Consider the following 24,929-nt stretch of genomic DNA (forward strand, 5'->3'; position numbering starts at 1 on the left):
GATAGGTAAGTGATACGTAGGTTAGATGGGTTTGGATGTGAATTAATTTGCTGTCATTCCTGTCACTCTTTGTGAGTTCTTAAATGCTTAATATATAGTGATTTAATGAGAAATGTTAAAATGATAGCAAACGATTTTATACTTATATTTGGGTTAAAGATTAACTCTTTGATAGTATTATGGTATAGCGAAGAACACTCCCAACGAATAATTTATTTTGCAGATGGAGTTTCGAATTCGTAAGTAACCTTTACGGCTTTGTCACGAGACAGTTGTCCCGGGTTAGTTCCGGGTTCTCCTTCTGGTACTTCACGATGATAGAAGGCATAGAATTGAGTCCAAGCATCCAAGACTTTTCCGTTGTTATCGTGGAAGGACATAGGGATTGTAGAGAAAATAGGTAAGCCGTGATGATCGACAAATGATTTCTGAATCAATTCACTACAATAGATTTCTTTATCATCGGGCATGTAGAAACGATCGTATGGTCGACCAAGGTAGCTTAATGCTCGCTTCATAGAAGTATTCATGTCACAGTCAACGATGACTCTGCCTACTGCAATGAGTGGTTTTCCTTCTTTTCCTTTTGCACGATTGAGGAAGTTGGTAAGAGGAGTAAGTGACACCGCTTTGCCGTAAGCTTCTAAAGCATAATCGGCACTATCCGTATGATGGAAGATTGCAACGTGGTCAATCTTTAGTCCATTAATACCTTGCGTTGCATCTGTGATAGGGTTACTTGTTTCCTTCACAACGAACATGAGATCGCCCTCATGCAAGTTACGTAACGATATTTCCTCGTCTTGGAAGGAGTCAGTAGAGCAACTTACTAAGAGAATAAGGCACAGTAAGAGAAGGTTTGATGGGATTCTTTTTAGTTTCATGATAATTTATTTTTATGTACGTGTTATGTTTAAGTTTCGTCGGGAGTGTTCTTATAGGTAAATAAAAAAGCGACTATCTTTTGGAGGATAGTCGCCTTTTGTGTTTTATGTTAGAACTCAGCGTTCTTTGGAGTACGTGCGAATGGGATAACGTCACGGATGTTCTGCATGCCAGTAACGAAGAGGATGAGACGTTCGAAACCGAGACCAAAGCCGCCGTGTGGGCAAGTTCCGTACTTACGGGTATCAAGGTACCAATCGTAAATATCACGCTTCATACCACGGCTTTCAATCTCTTGAACCAGTTTGTCATAGTTCTCCTCACGAACTGAACCACCGATAATCTCGCCGATACGTGGGAAGAGAACATCAGTTCCCTGCATAGTCTTGCCGTCTTCGTTCTTCTTCATATAGAACGACTTGATTTCGCTTGGATAGTCAGTCATGATTACAGGACGCTTGAAGTGCTCCTCAACGAGGTAACGCTCGTGTTCACTGCTGAGGTCCATACCCCAATGAGTGATTGGGAACTCAAATTTCACGCCGTCAGCAACAGCTTTCTGCAGAATCTCGATACCCTCTGTGTAGGTAAGGCGAACGAAGTCTTCCTTCAATACGCCCTCCAAACGAGCGATAAGTTCCTTGTCAATCATCTTGTTGAGGAACTCAAGGTCGTCCTTACAATGTTCTAATGCCCAGCGTACACAGTACTTGATGAAGTCTTCCTCAAGATCCATCAATTCGTTCTGGTCGATGAAGGCAACCTCTGGCTCAACCATCCAGAACTCTGCCAAGTGGCGTGGAGTATTTGAATTCTCAGCACGGAAGGTAGGACCGAAGGTGTAGATAGCACCCAATGCGGTAGCACCTAACTCGCCCTCCAACTGTCCAGACACTGTAAGGTTTGTACGCTTTCCGAAGAAGTCAGCACTATAATCAACCTCACCACCCTTTGCAACGCGGTCAAGGTCGAGTGTTGTTACCTGGAACATATTACCAGCACCCTCAGCATCGCTGGCAGTAATCAGTGGAGTATGGAAATAATAGAAGCCATGCTCGTGGAAGTACTGATGGATAGCGATTGCCATATTGTGGCGAATACGGAATACAGCACCGAAGGTATTGGTACGAAGACGCATGTGTCCGTATTTGCGCATGTACTCAAAGCTCTGTCCCTTCTTCTGCATAGGGTAGTCGCTTGGGCAGAGACCGTAGATTTCAATCTCCTTGCACTGAACCTCTGAAGTCTGACCAGCACCCTGACTCTCTACGAGCGTACCGATAACGCTGATACAAGCACCTGTAGTGATGTTCTTCAGTTCTTCTGCATCGATAGTTGCTGGGTCAACTACAATCTGAATATTCTTGATAGTAGAACCATCATTCAGTGCAATGAAGTCAACAGCTTTGCTGCTTCTGTGGGAGCGAACCCATCCCTTTACGTTAATATCCTTTCCAAAGTCGGTGCAAACAAGAGCATCGACGACTTTTGTTCTTTTCATTTGTTCTATTATAATTAGGTCCTCCCCAAGTCCCTCAAAAAGGAAGATAAGATATTTGCCAATATGTGTAATGCCTATGTTGTAGCATTGTTCGGTTTCTTACATCCGCTTCTCTTGAAGGGTTTGGGGAGGTTTCTATTTATTCAAAAGCACCCATGCGCAGCATGTCAACTTCCTTCTCAGTGAGGAAACGCCAGTCGCCACGACGTACATTCTTCTTAGTCAGACCAGCGAACTGCACACGGTCGAGTTTTACGACACGATAGCCGAGGCTCTCGAAGATACGACGTACGATACGATTCTTGCCACTGTGGATCTCAATGCCTACCTGAGTCTGGTCCTGTGGGTCAGCATACTCGATTGCGTCAGCCTTGATTTCGCCGTCTTCAAGCTCGATACCGTCGGAAATCTTCTGCAGGTCATTAGCCGTAACAGGCTTGTCGAGGAATACGTGATAAACCTTCTTCTTCAAGAACTTAGGGTGAGTAAGTTTTGAAGCAAGGTCGCCGTCGTTGGTAAGGAGCAGTACGCCCGTTGTATTACGGTCAAGACGACCAACTGGATAGATACGCTCTGGGCAAGCGCCCTTCACAAGATCCATCACAGTCTTACGCTGCTGTGGGTCATCGCTTGTGGTAACATAGTCCTTTGGTTTGTTCAGAAGGACATACACCTTCTTCTCCAATGACACCGGCTTCTCCCGGAAGAGCACCTCATCAGTACGCAGCACCTTGCTACCAAGCTCTTTTACAACCTCGCCATTTACGGTTACTGCACCAGAAAGGATGAACTCATCAGCCTCACGACGTGAGCATACACCAGCGTTGGCAAGGTACTTGTTCAAGCGAATAGGCTCATTCGGGTCGAAGTTTTCCTCCTTATATTCTATGCGCTTCTTGAGTGAATACTTTGCATTTGGGTCATAATCAGCACTATGCTGGCGATAACCACCCTGGTTGTAACCGCCTCGGTTGTTGTATCCGCCTCGGTTGTTGTATCCGCCACGGTTCTGATAGCCACCGCGGTTGTTGTTATATCCACCACGGTTGTTGTAACCGCCTCGGTTCTGATAGCCACCCTGGCGTGGCTGGTAACCGCCTTGACGTGGCTGATAACCACCCTGGTTAGCCTGATAGCCGTTGTTCTCCTCGCCCTCAGCACCGTTGTTGGCATTGTAGCGTGGACGGTAAGGCTGTGGCTGGTATCCGTTTTCATCGTTGTTGTAGCGTGGACGATAGCCTCCCTGCTGCGGACGGCTCTGGTATCCACCACGGTTGTTGTATCCACCTTGACGTGGCTGGTAACCACCTTCCTCACCATTGTTGTTGTAGCGTGGGCGATAACCTCCCTGCTGCGGGCGGCTCTGGTATCCACCACGGTTGCTGTTATATCCGCCACCGTAGCTGTTCTGGCGTGGGCGATAACCTCCCTGCTGCGGGCGACTTGCGTTCTGCAAGCCAGAACCAAATCCTTCCGGACGGAATCCGCCCTCGTCGTTACCGCTGTTAGCCTTGTCGCTGCTGTAAGCACGCTGGCTATGAATACGTGGACGCTGTGAACGTCCTGTGCCACGGTACTCTCTCTGATAGCCGCCTTGACTGGATGCAGAATAGCCCTCTCGGCTATTCTCATTCTGCTCAGACTGAACTTCTTTGTTTTCAAATTCTTCTGTCATAATTGTTGTTTTGCTTTTAGTTTTGATACTACCGGCCTCACGGCCAATGAATAACTGTTGTTTTTGTTTGTTAAATGAACTCCGTCTGACGGAGATACTCAGTTTGACTACTGTCTGTAGTGCTTTATTGGGTTGTTTATATTCCCGTATAGTTATGTGGGGTGATAGCCATCAGCTCAGCTTTCACGCTGTCACTGACGTTGAGTGTCTGTATGAATGCGTGTATCGTTTCCTCGGTCATCTTCTCGTTTGTGCGGGTGAGAGCCTTCAATGCCTCGTAGGGATGTGGATAGGCTTCACGGCGCAGGATGGTCTGGATGGCTTCTGCCACGACTGCCCATGTGTCTTCGAGGTCTTCTCCCAGCTTCTCTTCGTTGAGGATGAGCTTGCGCAGCCCCTTCAATGTACTCTGTATAGAGATGACGGTATGACCGAAAGGAACGCCGACGTTGCGCAGTACGGTTGAATCCGTAAGGTCACGCTGCAGGCGGCTTACCGGCAACTTCTGTGCCAGGAACTGCAGGATGGCATTGGATATGCCGAGGTTACCCTCGCTGTTCTCGAAGTCGATTGGGTTCACCTTGTGCGGCATAGCACTTGAACCAACCTCGCCAGCCTTGATCTTCTGCTTGAAATACTCCATTGAGATATACATCCAGAAGTCACGGTCAAGGTCGATGATGATGGTGTTGATACGACGGATAGCATCGAATATGCTGCCCAGATGGTCGTAATTGCTGATTTGTGTCGTCCATTGCTCACGCTCTAATCCCAGCTTTTCGCTGACAAAGCGATTGCCGAAAGCACGCCAGTCATGCTGTGGGTAAGCCACGTGATGGGCATTGAAGTTACCTGTGGCACCACCGAACTTAGCTGTGATCTTGCAGTTGCGCAAGGTGGCAAGCTGCTCGCTGAGTCGATAGACGTAGACCTCAACCTCCTTTCCCAGTCGGGTAGGAGAGGCTGGCTGACCGTGTGTCTTTGCCAGCATCGGCACATCTTTCCATGCCTCGGCATATTCCTTCAGCTGTGCAATCAGTTCCTCGACCTGTGGATAGAACACCTCCTCGAGGGCTTCCTTTACTGACAGCGGAACACTTGTGTTGTTGATGTCCTGTGAAGTCAGGCCGAAATGGATGAATTCCTTGTAGTCGTCCAGCCCGCCAATCTTGTCGAACTCTTCCTTGATGAAGTATTCAACCGCCTTTACGTCGTGGTTGGTTGTGTTTTCAATCTCCTTTACACGCATTGCCGAAGCCTCGTCGAAGTCGCAGTAGATGTTGCGCAGTCGTTCAAACAGGGAGCTGTCGAAGCCTTCCAGTTGCGGCAAGGGCAACTCGCAAAGCGTGATGAAATATTCAATTTCTACACGTATGCGATAACGGATGAGGGCATACTCTGAAAAATAGTCAGCAAGACATTCTGTTTTACTTCTGTAGCGACCGTCAATAGGTGATACGGCTGTTAATGTGTCGAGACTCATAACGATATTTATTTATATGGTGCAAATTTAGCAATAAAATCAGTAACAGCGCAAATAATAATAATAATAATCTCAAAAAGAATGTAGATAAATTCTCAATAAAACAAAAAAGACCTCACAACTGTTTGTTGCAAAGTCATCATCTTTAAGTTTTAAAGGTGGGCGTTGACGGATTCGAACCGCCGACCCTCTGCTTGTAAGGCAGATGCTCTAAACCAGCTGAGCTAAACGCCCTTTAAAAATCCCCTGCAACCCCGAAAGGTCACAGGGAAACACCCCTTGTGGGCGTTGACGGATTCGAACCGCCGACCCTCTGCTTGTAAGGCAGATGCTCTAAACCAGCTGAGCTAAACGCCCTTACTTTTTGTAAGGCGAGTGCAAAGGTAAGGAAAGTTTTTCAATCCCGCAAACAAATGGCAAATAATTTAGTTGAAAATCTTGTTTTACTTGTTTTCCTACTGTGTTTTCCTTCGGCCAGCGATGCCAAATCTCAATCGGTCATCAGACTGCAATGAGCTCATTATCCTTATTAGCCGTACTGTTCCCTGACATGATTCTTCCGTTCAATACGTAGATTGGAAACAGAATAAAGGCTTGTACACTTGCATGGTATGACTATCCAAAAATAGACGGTCTCACAAAAAGGGATAAAGCACAAGATAATAAATGCAGAAAACAAATACCATGTCTTTCCGTCTTCTACTAACAACTTATTCCCATTTCAACTAATGTTTGTAAACTATTTTCGTACAACTCAAAACCAATATATGGTCTATTGGCTTCCAAAAGACGCCCAATTGGCTTGCAATAGATGCCCTTTTGAGGTCTAACTGACGCCCTTTTGAAGTCCAATTAAGCACCTTTTCTTGCACGACTCCATAACCAATTGATTTACTGTTGGTTGCAAACTTGCTTTTTACACGTATTTTTGTCTTTATCTGTAGGTATTTTACCCGAAATTATGTCATGATTTTTCAAGCTGTTGCCTGTAATTTTAGAAGCGTTAACATGAAAAGGTTTTCTGCATCCAGGAGGATGATAATAAAGTAAGTAGCCAAGACCGTCTTGGCTATGTTTTGCTTAATGAATAAGCTCGGTTCATCCTTTAAAGCTATATGGAAAGTGTCCACGCATTTAACGGATGAACCCGATAAAATGCCTCACCTTTTTCCTACTGAGCCAAAGTCTGGCTTCCAAACTCTTTCAACGGTTAAATTGATAACCGGGAGGTTTGTCTTTAGCAAATTATCTTTATGAACTGTAATATGTTTCTGCTGCCAGTCTGGTATGGAATATTTTATGTGTGCAAGACCGACAGTTCCCCAAAATAGTTTATTTTGTCTTGCGAGAACTGTTTATTTTGCTTATATTTGCACCGTTTTTATATCTCAAAACCGATAAGAAGAAGATTATGTCAGTAGAAATAAGACTGGAACAGAGTAAGTTCAAGGACAAGAAGGGTGCAGGGAAATGGTATGCCCGTACGGTCAGTACGGGTGTTGCTACGACGGACGACCTTGCAGATTCCATTCAAGAAAACACTTCGTTTTCACGTGGTGACGTGCGCGGACTCGTTATTGCTTTGATTGACGAAATCTCTTATCGCCTTCGCCAGGGCGAAACGGTGGCTCTTGAGGGGCTGGGGCGGTTTCATCTTACGGTGGAGAGTGAGCCTGTTGACAATCCCGACGACTTCGACATCAAGAAGCATATCAAGAATGTGAAATGCCGTTTTGTACCGACCAGTACACGCAATGCCCGTACGGGAAAGAAGAACCAGACCCTTGCCTACGGTGCTCGTGTGGAGTGGGCAGAGCCCGAATATGATGACGAAGACGATGATTGATTTCTTGTATTGATGTGCAGCTGATAATGGGCTGCGTTTTCATAGCATCTTTCCCAGCCTTTATAGAGGGCTGGGATTTTTTGTTTCTCTTGTAGGATAAATGGCAGTAGCTTTCATGTTTCAGAAGAAGCAAGTGCTGCTTACGTTGTTATGTTTCCGTATGTTTTGTAATAAAAAATCATTTATAGGAAATCAATAGATGCTTAATTGCGTTTCAATTAAGGCTTAGTTGGCGTTCAATTAAGCCTTAGTTATACGCTAATTAGTGCTTAGTTGAAGCCTATTTAAGCACATTTATATTACGTGCTTTTGTAACTTGCTGGTGTTGTGGTATTTGTGGATGTAAGCGTAAAGCCTCTTTTGGGTAAAAGTTCAGGTGCTGAAATGACGTTGTTTTGTAATAAAATCTCACAAAGACCATCTTTGCATTTTAGGATAGTCTGTCGTCTTTGGAGCGAAGAGATTATGATTGTCTGATAAAACTTTCCGCATATAAGTTAGTCATTATTATCTTACTAATATTATAATGATGACAATAATACTCCCTCTCTTCCTATTATCAACTGATGTGTTGAGTACCAAAAGCCTTGCAATATGTTGCCAGTGCAGACGCAACTTGTTGACAGGCAAGAGTTGTACTACCAAAAGCAAGCAATACTTATTTGATTAGTGGGATTACTTCATCAAAACTAATAGGATATTATCTGTTGAATAGAGATTCCGTGTGGGGCGCATGTTATTAAAGTTTTAGAGGACAGTAATTTAAAAAGTTGCCCAAGTATGGATGGGTTGTTGTAGGCAAGAGAAGTCAAAGGGTTTTTATGTTTACAAGGTATGGATATTCCCGTCTTTCAGCGTTGTGCCTTGATAAGCCTCTGCTGTATGTCGGCCGGTTTCGGGATTGTCAGACACCTTGGAGCTTACTGTTTTCATTCTTGCAGGTCATGTTTACGTGCCATTCCTGTAGAATTAAGTCCTTATAAATGAAAGAACCGGATAATTGATTTTCAATTACCCGGTTCTTGTTTCAGTGCGCCTAACAGGACTCGAACCTGCACAACGTGAGTTACTAGATCCTAAGTCTAGCGCGTCTACCAATTCCGCCACAGGCGCATAACGGCTGCAAAGATACGTAATGTTTTGGAGATAGCCAAATGTTTGAGAATAACTTTTTAAGAAGTCTTCTCCCAACTCCTCCGAAAGGAGGGGAGTGTTGGAATGAATAGCTTTCTTATTACCAGTGCCACTTGCTTTCGTAAGATGTTGGGTGACAACAGGAGATACTGTTTATAATTATCAAAGTCAGTTCCCGTCAGGCGTTCCCTCTTCTCGGACGGACTGATGTGGGTGCAGAAAAGTACTGCTCGATAGCCATGAAAGTCAGCTCCCGTCAGGCACTCCCCTCCTTTTGGAGGGGCTGGGGGAGGCTTTTATCATCTTCCTTGCAAACTCTATAATTGTATCCTTGCCTCGTGCAAAGTCCTCAGAAGTGAGGGATACCTTGTGGTCCGGGTCAATACCGAACTCTGTCATCTGCTTGTCACGGTCGTACATCGGGCAGGCAGAGAAGCGGATTCCCCATCCGTTGGGTAGCTCGGAAGAGAATGGCAGACCTGCTCCGCCACCCGTGCGGTCGCCCACAATGGTAACATTCGGACAACACTTCATATACTTAACAAACTCGTTGGCAGCAGAGAAGACGCTGCGGTTGGTCAGTACAACGACTGGTTTATGCCAACGTATACCCTTTCCCGGTTTCAGATATTCTGGTTTTAACGAAGAGAAATCGTTATGGCCTTTTCCCGTTTTATGCTGTATGTAGCCTACGAGCAGTTCCTTGTTGGTAAAGCGTGCAGCCAGTTCTTCTGCGTTGTTTACGTTCCCCCCTCCGTTGTTCCGCACGTCGATAATCAGTCCGTTGCAGGGCTGCAGATGAAGGAAGATGTCGTCGAGGTTGCCTGCACCGATAGCTTTCTGGAAACTCTCACAGCGCACATAGCCGATGTTGTCATCGAAAATAGTATAGTCCAGACCACTTGCAATGAGGTAATCGGTCTTGAGATACAGGCGTTGCAGTGAGTCGGAGTAGTTCTTGGGATAGTCTTCATGCCACGACCAGTAGCGACCTATATTGAAAGAAGTGTATAGATTGACGTGTCCGTCCTTCAGTTCTGAGAGCATGTTTGTCATCACTTCAAACTGTTGTTTGGCAGTCATGGAAGCATCAAACTGCCGGGCATAACGGTTGTGTACCTCCTGCCAGTCGATTCCTTTATGTGAGAAGAAGCAGTAATGCTCATCCATGATGCGCCATAAAGCCTCGAAGTTGCCTTGTGGATTATCGGGGAGTTCGTCATTAGTGACGCAGCTTGTGGCGGTGCCGAGCAGTGTAAGTGCCGGGACAAGTACGTATAGTAAGGAATGAAGTAGCTTTCTCATGGGATGAACTTGTTGATTGAGAATTTGCGAACAATACCTAATACAATCAGGTTACTCCATACATGCTGGCGCAGGTTATTGACCTTTGCCTGCTGGTAATCGCCAAGATAGCCGATGCGGAGCGTGGTATGGCGGAGCGTGAAGTCGAGCGTCAGCAGCTGTCGGAGTGATGGAGCGGATGCTGGTGTTGTAACGACAAGGTTATGGTCGTAGTTCCCTCGGGTGAATATCTCGTAGTAACTCTGTCCGTAGTTTGGTGAGAACATCAGTCCGAGGAGTGGCAATTGCACTTCGTAACGCAGCTGGAAAGGATGGTTGTGAAGACGGAAACGGTAGGCAGCAACGGCATTCGGGGCGATGTTCAGTTGTCCGTAAGCCTGTGCAGGGTTGTTGGAATTGCGCATGTTATAGAGGAAACCGAACCGTGCATCAACTCCTCCGCCAGCCTTGAGGAGCAGTTCTCCCTGTCCGACATTCCATTTTCCAAGGGCATATTGCCAGTTATACTGGAAGTTGTAAAAGCCACCGAGCTCATTGTTATTGTCCTTTCGGTTATGAACAGAGAGCAGTTGGGCATGATGGACCAGCTCACGTGACAGCTTACTTCCGTTTTCACGTACGGAATGAGAGGTGTAACGAAGTTCCGTTCCACTGTATTCTTCGGGTGTAAGGTAGGTGTCGAGCGCATTCACAGCACCGATGCCGAGCATCTGTGTATTGGTGATTACCTTGTTGTTGCGCAGGGTGTCCTGTGCAACAACAGGCGTCGGTGCCAAGAAAAGGGTAATCGCTGAGAGCGAAACATAGGTAAGTAAGGATTTCTTTAGGTTCATAGGCGTATTTGGGAAGTGACCATAAAAGCGCAAGTCAAATCGTTGTTTGTGCCAATCAGCAGGGGATGTGCGGTTCAAGTATCTGTAACCAGTTCCTTGAAATGGGAACGTAAAGGGTGTACGTCCCCATTTTCAATTAGCCGGTTGTTGGATTTCTTAATCGTTGTTGAAGAGGTTTAGCTGTCCTGTTATCTCATCAATGACCTGCTGCTGTGACTTTCCTGCATCCGGGTCGAGATTCTCTTCCTTTGCAGCAGCTGCAGACTTCTCCTGCTGTGATTCGTCATCACTGTTCTCTTCATCCGCTTTCTTCTCCTCTGGGAAGCGTGTCGGCTCCAGTTCTTCAATCTTGTCAACCGTCCATGTTGTCAGTCGTTTGCCCTTTGCCTTAAATCCCTTCACGCCGACAAACTGCTCAGCATCAATCTCCTCAGTGCCACGTGACGCATCTGGACCACCGTATGTCAGCTGTATGCGAGGGAAGGTAACATCCGTCAGAAGTACCATCTGCGACTCTGGATTGTCTCCGATGAAGTTCTGATGACGCTTGCTTGCTTCCATCTGGAAACGTTTCAAGTAAGGATAACCTTGGTTGTCAGCATCGAAGATGACAGCTGTCCATGGCTTGTCAGCATCAAACTTCTCTATGCGCAGGATGTTGTCCTCATAATGATTGGATGCATCAAAGTTGGTGATATAGAACTCTCCGTTCTTAAGTATCACAAGGATGCTGTCCTGGTCAGAGAACTCTCCAAGGTAGCGACCGTGGTCTTCGTAGTTGATACGGTTGACATCCGGGTCGAACCACACCTTACGTCCACCCAATGTGGAATGTCCGTGGCTCTTCAATGAGATTCGGTGAATACTCTCCTTGGTCAGCAGATTACCCTTTGCAGCACGTCCCTTGATGAGGATGCTGGCAAAGTCACGTTCCATAAAGATATTCTGTTTCTTCTTGTCGGGGTTCGGGTCAAGTGTAATCTTTATCAACTCCGCCTCACCGTTTGGGTTAGCAGTGAAGTAATTGATTCTTGAGCCCGCCGTGCCGAGGGTTACGTCGTATTCTTTGTCACGTGTGATAGAAGTCACGTTGAAGCGTTTAATATAGTAAGGACCTGTCTTTCCGTCACGATAAACCACGTTATAAATCGTACGCTTGTCGTTCTTCTTGAACACCTGTACGTGCAGTACGCCCTTGCCCACAAACACCTTGTCGGCAATTCGGATGACCTTGTACTTTCCGTCACGGTAGAAGATAATCACATCATCGAGGTCAGAACAGTTCTGAACGAACTCTGCCTTCTTGAGACCCGTACCGATGAATCCCTCCTGACGGTCGATATACAGCTTCTCGTTGGCATCAACCACCTTGGCAGCCACAATCGTGTCAAAGCTCTTGATCTCTGTACGGCGTGGATGGTCGCTTCCGTATTTCTCTTTAAGGTGTGTGAACCATTCGATGGTGACACGAACCATCTCGCTGAGGTCCTTGTCGATCTCGGCAATCTCAGCCTTTATCTTCTGGATAAGTTCATCAGCCTTGTCCTTGTTGAACTTCAGGATGCGCTGCATCTTGATTTCCAAAAGTCGGATGATGTCGTCACGTGTCACCTCACGGATAAAGGTCTTCTTGTAAGGTTCAAGTTTAGAGTCGACGAAAACAACAACCTCATCAATATCCTTAGCCGTCTCGAATTTGCGCTCCTTATAGATGCGGTCCTCGATGAAGATACGTTCAAGGGAGTTATAGAACAGCTGTTCCTCCAGTTCATGCTTGCGAATCTCCAGCTCTAACTTCAATAATGCCTTCGTATGTTCGGCAGAATTGCGCAATACATCTGACACTGTGAGGAACTCCGGCTTGTTATCTCGGATGACACAGCAGTTCGGTGAAATGTTTATTTCGCAGTCAGTGAAAGCGTAGAGGGCGTCAATAGTCTTGTCGCTTGACGTGCCCGGTGCAAGATGAAGTTGAATCTCCACCTCTGAAGCGGTCATGTCCTCCACCTTTCGAATCTTCAGCTTTCCTTTCTCTACCGCCTTGGTGATAGACTCCTGGAGTGTGTTGGCAGTCTTGGTGAAGGGAACCTCACGGATGACGAGGGTCTTGTTGTCGAGCTTCTCAACCTTTGCACGCACCTTCAGAACGCCTCCACGCTGACCGTCGTTATATTTTGATGCGTCAATGCTGCCGCCTGTCGGGAAGTCAGGGTATAGATGGAACTCCTCGTCACGCAGATAGCTGATAGCCGCATCGCAGATGTCGTTGAGGTTATGAGGAAGAATCTTGGATGACAAGCCTACGGCGATACCCTCAGCACCCTGTGCCAGAAGCAGTGGGAACTTTACGGGAAGCGTAATCGGCTCTTTGTTTCTGCCGTCGTAGGAAAGCTGCCATTCTGTGGTTTTGGGATTGAAAACCGTCTCCAAGGCAAACTTCGACAGGCGCGCCTCGATGTATCGTGGTGCGGCTGCACGGTCGCCGGTAAGGATGTTTCCCCAGTTACCCTGCGTGTCAATGAGCAGGTCTTTCTGTCCCAGCTGCACCAGTGCATCGCCGATAGAGGCGTCACCATGCGGATGGAACTGCATCGTATGACCCACGATGTTCGCAACCTTGTTGTATCGTCCGTCGTCCATTCGTTTCATGGAATGGAGGATGCGACGTTGCACGGGCTTCAGTCCGTCCTCAATATGCGGTACGGCACGTTCAAGGATTACGTAGCTGGCGTAATCCAGGAACCAGTTTTTGTACATACCAGAGAGGTGATGCACGGCAGAGGCATCAAACCTGTCGGCAGGTTTGTAATCTGAATGGGAGTTCTGTTCCTGAGTTTCTTTCTCTGAAACAGACCCGTCCAAGTCTTTTATCTCGTCATCCATATAATTCTTGTTTTATCACTTAAAGAAGTGAACTTCATAAGACTGCAAATGTACGAAAAAAAATGTAAACAGGCAAATTATAGTTTATTCAAGTGTAGGATTTGGTTATCTGCCTGCAGTCTGCTATTTTTTAACTTACCCCATAGCACTTTTAAAATCCAAGGTGGTCGTTAGAGATTGAACATCTTTTAATTTATTCCAATGTATTTACTTCTCAGTGTCATTGGTGTTCAGCCTTAGCACGAGTGGTGCTTGCCAACAGCACTACTCGTGCTGGGCATCAACACATTCGTAAAAAAGGGTGGAAAAGTTGATGATTGTCAGCATAATAATATTATAGTACGACGTTGTTTGCGAGAGAACATAACGTCAGGCAAATCAAAAGTCAGGCTTGTGAATAATCGTTTTAGGCGAAAGTTTCGCAGTAATCCTGTTTTTATTCGGCTAAAAAAGCGTAACTTTGCGACAAAAATCAAGGTATAAATAGATAATTATGGCACAAGAGGATGTTTTCAAGAAGATTGTGAGTCACTGCAAAGAGTATGGTTTCGTCTTCCCAAGTAGTGATATTTATGATGGTCTGGCAGCTGTTTATGACTACGGTCAGAACGGTGTTGAGCTGAAAAACAACATCAAACAGTACTGGTGGCAGTCAATGGTATTGCTGCATAACAATATTGTCGGTATCGACGCATCTATCTTTATGCACCCGACGGTATGGAAAGCCAGCGGCCACGTTGATGCTTTCAATGACCCATTGATTGACAACCGTGACTCAAAGAAGCGTTATCGTGCAGACAATCTCATAGAGGACCAGATTGGCAAATACGAGGAGAAGATTGAGAAGGAAGTAGCCAAGGCTGCCAAGAAGTTCGGTGACGCCTTCGATGAGACTAAGTTCCGTGAAACCAACCCACGTGTTCTTGAGAATCAGAAGAAGCGTGACGACCTCCATGCACGCTATACAGAGGCTATGCAGGGACCTGACTTGGAGGCTTTGAAACAGATTATCCTTGACGAGGGAATCGTTGACCCAATCAGCGGTACAACCAACTGGACTGACGTTCGTCAGTTCAATCTTATGTTCTCTACCGAGATGGGTGCTTCAGCTGAGGCTGCAAGCAAGATTTATCTCCGCCCGGAGACAGCGCAGGGTATCTTCGTAAACTTCCTCAATGTTCAGAAGACTGGTCGTATGAAGTTGCCATTTGGTATCTGTCAGATTGGTAAGGCTTTCCGCAATGAGATAGTAGCTCGCCAGTTCGTCTTCCGTATGCGTGAGTTTGAACAGATGGAGATGCAGTTCTTCTGTCAGCCCGGAACCGAGATGAAGTGGTTTGAATACTGGAAGAAGCATCGTCTGGCTTGGCACGAGGGGCTTGGAATGGGCGACGAGAACTATCGTTACCACGACCACGAGAAGCTGGCTCACTATGCCAATGCAGCAACCGACATCGAGTTCCACATGCCGTTCGGTTTCAAGGAGGTAGAGGGCATTCACTCTCGTACCGACTTCGACCTCTCTCAGCATGAGAAGTTCTCTGGCCGTCAGGTGAAGTACTTTGATCCTGAGCGCAACGAGAACTATACTCCATACGTTGTGGAGACATCTATCGGTGTTGACCGTATGTTCCTCTCTGTTATGTGCCACAGCTATACGGAGGAGGCATTGGAGAATGGTTCAAGCCGTGTCGTTCTGAAGTTGCCGGAGCCGTTGGCACCAGTCAAGTGTGCGGTTCTTCCTTTGGTTAACAAGGATGGTCTGCCAGAGAAGGCACAGGAGATTGTGAACAATCTGAAGTTCCATTTCAACACACACATGGAGGCTAAGGACTCTATCGGTAAGCGTTACCGTCGTCAGGATGCCATCGGCACTCCTTTCTGTGTGACCGTTGATGGCGATACGTTGAAGGACAACACCGTTACTCTGCGTTATCGTGACTCAATGAAGCAGGAGCGTGTGCCGGTAGAAAAGCTGCGCGAGATTATTGAGGACCGTGTGTCTATCACCGCCCTGTTGAAGAAGATTGACATTGACTAATTAAAGGAAGGGTAGCAGAACTGGTGTTTATGGTTACCTATAGCCCTCTTTCTTAGCATAGGAAGTGTAGGGCTCCTGGTGCTGCAATCCCCTCCAACCAATTAAAAAGACTATGACAAAGAAAATAAAAACCCTCATCCGCCGTGCGGCAGGTATCTTCTGTCTGGGCGGAATCATGCTCTCTGCGGGTCTCTTCACCTCGTGTTCTGAGAGTGACAGTACTGTAGAAGAATATTCTGATTGGCAGTCAAAGAATGAAAGCTATTGGAATAAGCTCTATACCACTACGCAGCAGAAGATCAAGAGTGGTGATAAATCCTGGAAGATAATCCTTAACTATACTTTCCAAAATCAGAAGCCAGCCTCTGGAACATCACTGACATATAGTCCTGAGAATTATATCATCGCACATGTCGAGCAGAGCGGAACAGGTACGACGAACCCATTGTATTCCGACTCGGTATCCGTTCATTATATGGGCCGCATGATTCCATCTGCGACTTACACGTCGGGGCTTATCTTTGATAAGTCATGGTCAAGCGAGACTTTCAATGCTTCAACGTCACGCCCTTCGCATCTTGCCTTACAAGGTGTGGTTGATGGTTTTTCTACAGCTATGCAGCAGATGCACAGGGGCGACCATTGGGTAGTCTATATTCCTTATCAGTTGGGTTATGGTAAGGCTGGTAAAGGATTGATACCAGCATACTCAACACTTATCTTTGACTTACGCTTGGTTGACTTCGCTCGCCCGGGCAAGAAGTTGAAGGATGCGTAGTTGAAGTATACGTCGTAGCTTTTCCGGAAAGGTCTGAATGACCTTTAGTCTTATATGTAGGGACACAAGTTCCCGTGTGTTCGTCTCAATAGCTGCAGCGGACAAACGGGAATGTCGTCCCTATTTTGTTTTCAATAATCCAGTCTTTCATTTTCTTCAAATCATTTAATAGTCTTCGTGCGTATATCCTTCAGTAAATCCGTTACAGAAAGTCTTCTTGCCAAGATTCGCAGTGGTGAGATGATGAGCAGGAATGAGAAGTTCAACCTCATAATCCAGCTCAGCATCCCGTCTATATTGGCACAGGTGACAACGGTTCTGATGTTTTATATTGATGCGGGAATGGTGGGTTCTCTCGGTGCTGCACCGTCGGCTGCCATCGGACTTGTCGAGCCGGCCACATGGCTCTTCTTCTCTTTAGTGAGTGCTGTAACGATGGGCTTCTCCGTCCAGGTAGCCCACTTCATTGGTGCCAACGACTTCCAGAAGGCACGTGCGGTTATGCGGCATGGTTATGCCTTCGGACTTTGCTTCTCGTTGTTCCTGCTGCTTATCACCTTTCTAATTGCTCCTCATCTTCCTTCATGGCTGGGTGGAGGGACTGACATACAGCATGATGCTACGGTTTATTTCCTAATTTTCTCCCTTATCATCCCGTTCCATCTCGTTGAGTATATGTCGGCTGCCATGCTGAAGGTGTCAGGCGATATGCGCCGTCCCAGTTTCATGGCAATATTGATGTGCGTACTGGATGTTATCTTCAACTACTTCTTTATCTTCCCTACACGCACCATATCCCTCTTGGGAATGGAGATGGCGATGCCGGGATTAGGTGCCGGGGTAGCCGGTGCAGCCCTCGGAAGTCTTCTTGCTTTCATCTGTGTGGCGGTTCCTTTGGCATATTATGCCATCTTCCGCAGTCCTATCCTGTCTTGGAAGCAGGATGTGGAACGCTTCGTCTGGCGTTGGCAGTATATCTGGAATGCAATGAAGATTGGTGCACCGATGGCACTGCAATATCTTCTGATGAATGGTGCACAGCTGGTTTCTACTATGATTGTAGCCCCTTTGGGCAATATTGCAATCGCTGCCCATTCGTTTGCTATTACGGCAGAGAGCCTTTGTTATATGCCGGGCTACGGTATCAGCGAGGCAGCCACAACGCTGGTAGGGCAGAGCGTCGGTGCTGACAGGCGTGACCTTCATCGCAGTTTTGCCTGGATGACCGTCTCTCTCGGTATGGTTGTCATGGCATTCATGGGTGTTGTCATGTATATCTTTGCCCCCGAGATGATTGGTCTGCTGTCGCCTGTTGCTGAGATCCAGCATCTTGGTACATCAGTTCTTCGCATCGAAGCCTTTGCCGAGCCGTTCTTCGCAGCAGCCATCGTTGCCTACAGTGTCTGCATCGGAGCTGGTGACACGTTGAAGCCTTCGATGATTAACTTGGGTAGCATGTGGCTCATCCGTCTCACATTGGCTTACGCCCTTGCATCCCAGTATGGTCTTTGTGGCGTGTGGTTTGCCATGGCGGTTGAGCTTTCTCTTCGTGGATTGATGTTCATTTTCTATCTTTTCAGGCGTCTTCGGAAAGGGTAGCTACTGCTGAAACATGTGTCCGAAGGGTTATGGAGAGCCCTTTGGCGAAGTTTTTTCTCCATATAGAAATCGTTTGCAGCGAATTCTTTTCATGAAAATAATTATTTCTTTTCGCGAAGAAAAATATTTCTTTTCATGAAAATAAATAATTATCCTCATGATGATAATTCAAAGCTGATACACAGCTCGTTCTGGACATGGCAATGATGCGTTCTTGGTTTCTTATATATATAATAAGGTGAAAGCCAAAGTTCAATTACAACGGTAAAACAGTTGTGGGGCGCAGGGATGTAAAAATCATGTCTTTTTATGCTCTGAAAGCTGTTTTTTGTGAATCACTTTTTAGGTGCTTATTTATCTTTTTCGGGTCATTTTATTGTATATAAAGGTAATAAAAGTGTAGAAATTGCTGTATTTTACTAAAAAAACAGATTTTTTCTATGAAATAATGTAGTCTATTCAAAAAAAATACTATCTTTGCATATCGAATTTAATTAAGTCGCTAAAATTAACAGAATTAATATTAAGTTTTTATGAAAAAAATTTTGATTGCACTTTCGATGCTCTCTATGGGTATCACAAGTACGCAGGCTCAGGTAGCTTATGAGAAGGCTAAACCATTTGACAATGTTTACCTCGGCGTTGAGGCTGGTGCTATGGGTCCTCTTAACCTTAGTCACTTCGCACCGCTTAACGCAACTGCTGGTGTGAAGGTTGGCAAGCAGTTCAGCCCTGTTTACGGCGCAAACCTCGAAGGTATCGCATTCTTTGGTGACAACCGTTGGCAGACTGGTTCTTTAGGTTTCTCTAACAGCCATACTGTTGTTCGTGGTCTTAACCTCGGTTTGAACGGTACAGTTAACTTCACAAACCTCTTCTGCGAGTACAACCCTGATCGTCGTTTTGAGGTAGGTGCTGAGGCTGGTATCGGTTACTGGATTACTTACGGTGACAAGAATCTTATCCGCACTGACAATGGTGGTGATGACACTGAGTTGACAGCTAAGACTGGTCTTACTTTCGCTTACAACCTCGGTGAGAAGAGAGCTTGGCAGATTTACGCTGAGCCAGCAGTTCTCTGGAACCTTACACATGGTCCTGGCGATGCTGTTCAGTTCGGTAAGCAGGCAGCTCAGCTCGGTCTTTTCGTAGGTGTTAACTACAAGTTCAAGACTTCTAACGGTACTCACAACTTCAAGGTTTGGAATGTTGGTGAGCTGAACGATGAGATTAACTCTCTCCGTGATCAGCTTAACGCTAAGCCAAAGGAGGTTGTTAAGGAGGTTATCAAGGAAGTTATCAAGGAAGTTCCTACAACTACAACTCAGACTGTTCGTATTGAGAACATGGTATTCGTAACCTTCCAGCAGGGTAAGTACATCCTCACAAAGGAGGCTAAGAAGGCTCTTGACGTTGTTAAGTCTGGTTGCCATGTACAGATTATCGGTACAGCTTCTCCAGAAGGACCGAAGGATCTCAACGATCGTCTCTCTCAGAACCGTGCAAACATTGTTGCTAAGTACCTTGAGGGTCGTGGCGTTATCGTTGACGAGGCTTTAGGTAAGGGTGTACAGGGTGTTACATCTAACCGTCTTGCAATTGTTTACGTAAAGTAAATTAAAGACAGAACTTGACCGGTCTTCTCTTGGCTGGTTAAAATGAAAAAGAATAAGCGGGGATGAATCTTCAAAGGTTCATCCCTGCTTCATTTTTATACATAGAATTGTGATAAGAACACATGGTAAATGTTTAAGGCATAGCAACATCGCTCTGAGAGTGACATGTTTTAGATGATTTCAGGGCGATATCCTTAGGTAATTGAGACTGAAAACAACACTGTTACTTCTTTGGTTTGGTGTATTGGCTTGATAATTCGTTGCTTTGTCTCTGGATTAAGAATCACAATTGCGAATTCGGTATTAAATAATTGAATCCCTCTCTGTTTTATTTTGCCCTTTAAGCTATTTAGCGTATCTTTGCATTGTTTTTCATGTTATCAGATAATGTCAAACGAGAAAAGATACGACCTTTTAAATAAGATACAGTCGCCTGCCGACTTGCGGAAGCTGAATTTGGACGAGTTGCCCAAACTCTGCCAGCAATTGCGGGAGGACATCATTGAGGAAGTTGCTGTTAATCCGGGACATCTTGCGTCCAGCTTAGGAGCGACCGAGATAACGGTGGCATGTCACTATGTTTTTAATACGCCGGAAGACCGTATTGTGTGGGATGTTGGTCATCAGGCTTATGGGCATAAGATTTTGACGGGTCGGCGTGAAAACTTCTGTAATAACCGCAAGCTGAACGGTCTTATGCCATTCCCTTCTCCTTTCGAGAGCGAGTATGATACGTTTACTTGTGGGCATGCCTCTAATTCTATCTCTGCTGCCTTGGGTATGGCTGTTGCTGCCAAACTGACCAAGCAGCAACGTCATGTCGTTGCCATCATTGGTGATGGTGCTATGAGTGGAGGTCTGGCTTTTGAAGGTCTTAACAATGTTTCAAGTCAGCCTAATGACCTGTTGATTATTCTGAACGACAATGATATGTCGATTGACAGGGCTGTGGGAGGTATGGAGCAGTACTTGTTGAACCTTGATACGAATGAGACTTACAACCGTTTGCGCTTCAAGGCGTCACAGTGGTTGCGTGAAAAGGGATTGCTGAATGAAGAACGTCGTAAGGGATTGCTGCGTTTTAATAATGCTTTGAAGTCGGCGTTGTCCCATCAGCAGAATATGTTTGAGGGTATGAATATCCGTTACTTCGGACCATTCGACGGTAATAATGTAGGCGAGTTGGTTCGCATACTTCGTCAGTTGAAGAATATGACGGGACCGAAACTCCTCCATCTCCACACAAAGAAAGGTAAGGGATATGAGCCTGCAGAGAAGAGTGCAACGGTCTGGCATGCACCGGGTAAGTTTGATCCGGATACTGGTGAGCGTATTGTGCAGGACTGCAGCAATGAGCCACCGAAGTTCCAGGATGTGTTTGGGAAGACATTGTTGGAACTTGCCAAGAAGAATCCTCGCATTGTTGGTGTGACACCTGCTATGCCGACAGGCTGTTCAATGAATATAATGATGGCGGATATGCCTGACCGTACCTTTGATGTTGGTATTGCGGAGGCGCATGCTGTGACCTTCTCTGCTGGTATGGCAAAGGACGGTCTGCAGCCTTTCTGCAACATTTATAGTGCTTTCTCGCAGCGTGCATACGACAGTATCATCCACGATACGGCAATACTCAATCTCCCAGTTGTCCTCTGTCTGGATCGTGCTGGGCTGGTTGGCGAAGATGGTGCGACGCATCATGGAGCTTTTGATATGGCTTTCCTGCGTCCGATTCCTAATCTTACGATAGCCTCTCCGATGGATGAGAGTGAGCTCCGACGGCTGATGTACACGGCGCAGTTACCTGATAAGGGAACTTTTGTTATCCGTTATCCGCGTGGGCGTGGTGTGTTGACCGACTGGAAATGTCCGCTAACGGAGATAGAAGTCGGTACAGGACGTCGTCTTCATGATGGATGGGATGTTGCAGTATTGAGCATCGGACCTATTGGTAATGATGTTGAAAAGGCTATCAAACTGATTGAGAGTGCAGAGTCGCCAGATATAAAAGACCATTGTCCCTCAGTTGCTCACTATGACATGCGCTTCCTGAAACCATTGGATGAGAAGATATTGGAGGAAGTTGCCAGCCGCTTCTCACGCATTATTACTATTGAGGATGGCGTGCGCAATGGTGGATTGGGTTCTGCTGTCACAGAGTGGATGAACGATCATGGATATAAACCACACATTACCCGAATGGGTATGCCTGATTACTTTGTGGAGCAAGGAACGGTACAACAGTTGCGTGAAATCTGTGGAATAGATATAGAAAGTATCAAACGACAGTTGACGGCTGCTAACTGATAGCTGATATTTTATCATCTGTCATTTACCACCCATCATCTCTCAAAAGAAAAAAGAATGAAAATCATAATATCAGGAGCATACGCTATAGGAACTTATCTGGCGAAACTCCTTTCGCGTAACAGGCAGGACATTGTACTGATGGACGAGAATCCGGAAAACCTGGAGAAGCTCAGCAGCGAATATGACTTGCTGACCATGGAATGCTCTGCAACAAACATCAAGGGACTGAAGGATGCCGGCGTAGAGCACGCTGACCTCTTCATTGCTGTTACGCCAAGCGAATCGGGAAATATCGCTGCCTGTGTCATGGCTCACCAGTTGGGTGCAAAGAAGACGGTGGCACGCGTGGATAATCCGGAGTATGTCGAGGAACATAATAAGGAACTGTTCCGCAAGATGGGTGTCAATGATATTATCTATCCCGAGATACTGGCTGCAAAGGACATCATCAACGGACTGAAGATGTCATGGGTGCGCCAGCGTTGGGATGTGCATGATGGTGCCTTGGTGATGCTGGGTATCAAGTTGCGTGAGACCTGCGAGATTCTCGACCGTCCGTTGAAGGATATCAGTGGTCCTGATGACCCTTACCACGTTGTTGCCATAAAGCATAATGACGAGACAATCATCCCTGGCGGTAATGATACCTTGCAGCTGTATGACCTCGTCTACTTCATGACTACGAAACAGTATATCCCTTATATCCGCAAGATTGTCGGCAAGGAGCATTATGTTGATGTACAGAATGTCATCTTTATGGGTGGCGGAAAGACTGCTGCCCGTGCAGTGAAGATGTTGCCGGAATACATGAATGCAAAGATTATCGAGCAGAATCCTGTCCGTTGTGAGGAACTGAACGACATCTTCAATGAAGACAGGCTGGTCATCAATGGTGACGGACGTGATATAGGTCTGTTGCAGGAGGAAGGCATCCGCCATACACAGGCCTTTGTTGCGCTGACTTCAAATGCTGAAACCAATATCCTTGCTTGCCTCACTGCCAAACGTCTGGGCGTCCGTAAGACAGTAGCCTCTGTCGAGAACTTTGACTATGTCGGTACGGCAGACGGTCTTGACATCGGTACGATTATCAATAAGAAGGCACTTGCAGCCAGTCATATCTATCAGATGATGCTTGATGCCAATGTTGAAAACGTGAAGTTCCTCATGTCGGTCAATGCTGATGTGGCAGAGTTTGTGCCAAGTCCTGATTCAAAGGTGACCCGAAAACTTGTCAAGGACCTCAACTTGCCGAAGGGAGTTACCATCGGTGGACTCGTAAGAAACGGTGAAGGTATGCTTGTTTCGGGTAATACGCAGATTGAAGCAGGCGATTCCGTGGTAATCTTCTGTTATAACGTTGATATGAAAAAGGTGGAGAAATTATTTATCTGACCATGCTGAATCTGAAACTTATCTCCAAGATTCTTGGCTCCCTGTTATGGATAGAGGGCGTGTTGATGCTCTGTTGTCTGTTTGTGTCATTGTTATATCATAGCGTTGACATCATGGCTTTTGCATGGAGCATCCTTATTACGGTGGGTGCAGGCATCGTGTTCCGTTTGCTGGGACGCAATGCCGATAACCTCTTGGGGCGTCGTGATGCTTATTTTGTGGTAACCGTTTCTTGGGTGTTTTTTACGCTGTTCGGTACGTTGCCGTTTATGCTCAGCGGCTGTATCGGCAACTTCACGGATGCGTTCTTTGAATCGATGTCGGGTTTTACTACGACGGGTGCAACGATTATCGACTATCCCGAATGGCTGCCAAAGGGACTCCTCTTCTGGCGTTCACTCACACAGTGGATTGGCGGATTGGGTATTGTATTCTTCACTATTGCCATCCTTCCTTCCATGGTGGGTGGTTCGGTAAAGGTGTTTGCAGCTGAAGCAACCGGACCTATCAAGAGTAAGCTGCATCCTCGTTTGAGTATGAGTGCCAAGTGGATATGGATAGTCTACGTGGTTCTGACCATTGCCTGTATCTTCAGTTATAAGCTCTGTGGTATGGGGTGGTTTGATGCTTTCAATTATTCCATGACGAGCACGGCGACAGGTGGTTTTGCTACCGAGAGTGGTTCTATCATGACATTCCATTCTCCTGCCGAGGAGTATGTCTGTGCACTGTTCTGTTTCCTCTCGGGTGTCAATTTCACCTTGTTATATGCGTCAGTCATAGGTATGGATATCAAGAAGCTGCTGAAGAACAGTGAGTTCCGTTTCTATGTGATAATGGTACTTTCGTTTGCCCTCTTCATAGCCTTTCAGCTTGTTTACCGCAATCATTATGATATAGAGCATGCTTTCCGAAGTGCCATCTTCCAGGTTGTTTCCTTCATTACAACGACAGGACTTTTCAGCGATGATGCTGCCAAGTGGCCTCATGTGACGTGGGTTGTCCTGGCTGCCTGTATGTTCTTTGGCGGCTGTTCAGGCTCCACAAGTGGTGGTATCAAGAGTATTCGTGGTGTGATGTTGTTGAAGGTGGTACGCAATGAGTTCCGTCAGATTCTGCATCCTAATGCAGTCTTGCCAATGAAGGTTGACGGTGTGAATATCCCACAGTCGAAGCGTGTGACCCTCTTGGGATTCATCGGGCTCTACCTTATCTTGACGCTCTTCTGTGCCTTTACGATGATAGCTTTCGGCATTGACAACACAAATGCCATTACCATTACGCTGAGTTGTCTTGGTAATGTCGGTCCTACTTTGGGTATGGAGATTGGTCCTACGATGTCATGGGTGCAGCTGCCCGGTTTTGCCAAGTGGATTTGTTCTTTCCTTATGCTTGTAGGTCGTCTGGAACTCTTCACGGTTCTGGTGCTGTTCACGCCTGCTTTCTGGAAAGAGAATTAAAGAACTTTCAAGTTCACAACTTAAAATCCCTGATTATAATCCCCCTGTTTACGGTTGTTTCAGCAGCAGGAGACTTGTCGGCTTATCCACTTTTTATTCGTCAGTTCCCATCAGCTGCGAATTATTTACATGAAAAGAAATATTTTTTATCATGAAGAAAAATATTTCTTTTCATGAAGAAAAAT

15 protein-coding genes and 3 tRNA genes are annotated in these 24,929 nt (G+C 46.1%); 8 read left to right on the plus strand and 10 right to left on the minus strand.

What is annotated here, in order from left to right; genetic code table 11:
• Window positions 1–212: 212 nt before the first annotated feature.
• From ADJ77_RS00550 to ADJ77_RS00575, 6 genes are all read right to left on the minus strand, one after another.
• Window positions 213–884, minus strand: coding sequence for a YiiX/YebB-like N1pC/P60 family cysteine hydrolase (locus ADJ77_RS00550; protein ID WP_050695913.1), 672 nt, complete (start codon window positions 882–884; stop codon window positions 213–215).
• A gap of 110 nt (window positions 885–994) precedes the next feature.
• Window positions 995–2,386, minus strand: coding sequence for an asparagine--tRNA ligase (gene asnS, locus ADJ77_RS00555; RefSeq protein ID WP_025079186.1), 1,392 nt, complete (start codon window positions 2,384–2,386; stop codon window positions 995–997).
• Between the two features lie 139 nt (window positions 2,387–2,525).
• The gene (locus tag ADJ77_RS00560) at window positions 2,526–4,061 is read right to left on the minus strand and encodes a pseudouridine synthase (RefSeq protein WP_025079187.1); all 1,536 of its coding nucleotides are present in this window, start codon (window positions 4,059–4,061) and stop codon (window positions 2,526–2,528) included.
• A gap of 136 nt (window positions 4,062–4,197) precedes the next feature.
• Window positions 4,198–5,544 (minus strand): adenylosuccinate lyase, encoded by a 1,347-nt coding sequence (purB, locus tag ADJ77_RS00565; RefSeq protein WP_050695914.1) that lies wholly within the window; start codon window positions 5,542–5,544, stop codon window positions 4,198–4,200.
• 159 nt (window positions 5,545–5,703) lie between these two features.
• A tRNA-Val gene (locus ADJ77_RS00570) sits at window positions 5,704–5,778 on the minus strand.
• Between the two features lie 48 nt (window positions 5,779–5,826).
• Window positions 5,827–5,901, minus strand: a tRNA-Val gene (locus ADJ77_RS00575).
• 1,054 nt (window positions 5,902–6,955) lie between these two features.
• Between ADJ77_RS00575 and ADJ77_RS00580 the strand changes: the two genes are divergently transcribed.
• The gene (locus ADJ77_RS00580) at window positions 6,956–7,390 is read left to right on the plus strand and encodes an HU family DNA-binding protein (RefSeq protein ID WP_025077993.1); all 435 of its coding nucleotides are present in this window, start codon (window positions 6,956–6,958) and stop codon (window positions 7,388–7,390) included.
• Window positions 7,391–8,421: 1,031 nt separating this feature from the next.
• Here the strand turns inward: ADJ77_RS00580 and ADJ77_RS00585 are convergent.
• From ADJ77_RS00585 to ADJ77_RS00600, 4 genes are all read right to left on the minus strand, one after another.
• Window positions 8,422–8,503 (minus strand) — tRNA-Leu (locus tag ADJ77_RS00585).
• Between the two features lie 267 nt (window positions 8,504–8,770).
• Complete coding sequence (locus tag ADJ77_RS00590; RefSeq protein WP_025077994.1) at window positions 8,771–9,829, minus strand: S41 family peptidase; 1,059 nt, start codon at window positions 9,827–9,829, stop codon at window positions 8,771–8,773.
• On the minus strand, window positions 9,826–10,662 hold the full coding sequence (locus ADJ77_RS00595; protein WP_025077995.1) for a DUF3316 domain-containing protein: 837 nt from the start codon (window positions 10,660–10,662) through the stop codon (window positions 9,826–9,828). Before ADJ77_RS00595 ends, ADJ77_RS00590 begins: the two co-directional genes overlap by 4 nt.
• A gap of 156 nt (window positions 10,663–10,818) precedes the next feature.
• A complete protein-coding gene (locus ADJ77_RS00600) occupies window positions 10,819–13,545 on the minus strand; it encodes a DNA gyrase/topoisomerase IV subunit A (protein WP_050695915.1) in 2,727 nt (908 codons plus the stop codon).
• Window positions 13,546–14,038: 493 nt separating this feature from the next.
• Between ADJ77_RS00600 and ADJ77_RS00605 the strand changes: the two genes are divergently transcribed.
• The 7 genes from ADJ77_RS00605 to ADJ77_RS00635 all read left to right on the plus strand — a co-directional run bounded on the left by ADJ77_RS00605 (window position 14,039) and on the right by ADJ77_RS00635 (window position 24,744).
• Window positions 14,039–15,586, plus strand: a complete 1,548-nt coding sequence (locus ADJ77_RS00605; RefSeq protein ID WP_025077996.1) for a glycine--tRNA ligase — start codon at window positions 14,039–14,041, stop codon at window positions 15,584–15,586.
• Window positions 15,587–15,698: 112 nt separating this feature from the next.
• Window positions 15,699–16,364 carry an FKBP-type peptidyl-prolyl cis-trans isomerase gene (locus ADJ77_RS00610; RefSeq protein ID WP_025077997.1) on the plus strand — a complete coding sequence of 222 codons (666 nt, stop codon included), beginning with the start codon at window positions 15,699–15,701 and terminating at the stop codon, window positions 16,362–16,364.
• A gap of 177 nt (window positions 16,365–16,541) precedes the next feature.
• A complete protein-coding gene (locus ADJ77_RS00615) occupies window positions 16,542–17,963 on the plus strand; it encodes an MATE family efflux transporter (protein WP_244148544.1) in 1,422 nt (473 codons plus the stop codon).
• A 533-nt stretch (window positions 17,964–18,496) separates the two neighbouring features.
• The gene (locus tag ADJ77_RS00620; RefSeq protein WP_050695916.1) at window positions 18,497–19,579 is read left to right on the plus strand and encodes an OmpA family protein; all 1,083 of its coding nucleotides are present in this window, start codon (window positions 18,497–18,499) and stop codon (window positions 19,577–19,579) included.
• A 387-nt stretch (window positions 19,580–19,966) separates the two neighbouring features.
• A complete protein-coding gene (dxs, locus tag ADJ77_RS00625; RefSeq protein WP_025077998.1) occupies window positions 19,967–21,886 on the plus strand; it encodes a 1-deoxy-D-xylulose-5-phosphate synthase in 1,920 nt (639 codons plus the stop codon).
• Between the two features lie 57 nt (window positions 21,887–21,943).
• Complete coding sequence (gene trkA / locus ADJ77_RS00630; RefSeq protein WP_025077999.1) at window positions 21,944–23,284, plus strand: Trk system potassium transporter TrkA; 1,341 nt, start codon at window positions 21,944–21,946, stop codon at window positions 23,282–23,284.
• Between the two features lie 2 nt (window positions 23,285–23,286).
• Window positions 23,287–24,744, plus strand: coding sequence for a TrkH family potassium uptake protein (locus ADJ77_RS00635; protein WP_025078000.1), 1,458 nt, complete (start codon window positions 23,287–23,289; stop codon window positions 24,742–24,744).
• The last annotated feature ends 185 nt before the right edge of the window (window positions 24,745–24,929 follow it).

It is taken from the genome of Prevotella fusca JCM 17724, from assembly GCF_001262015.1.
In the GTDB taxonomy this organism is placed as follows: Bacteria; Bacteroidota; Bacteroidia; order Bacteroidales; family Bacteroidaceae; genus Prevotella; species Prevotella fusca.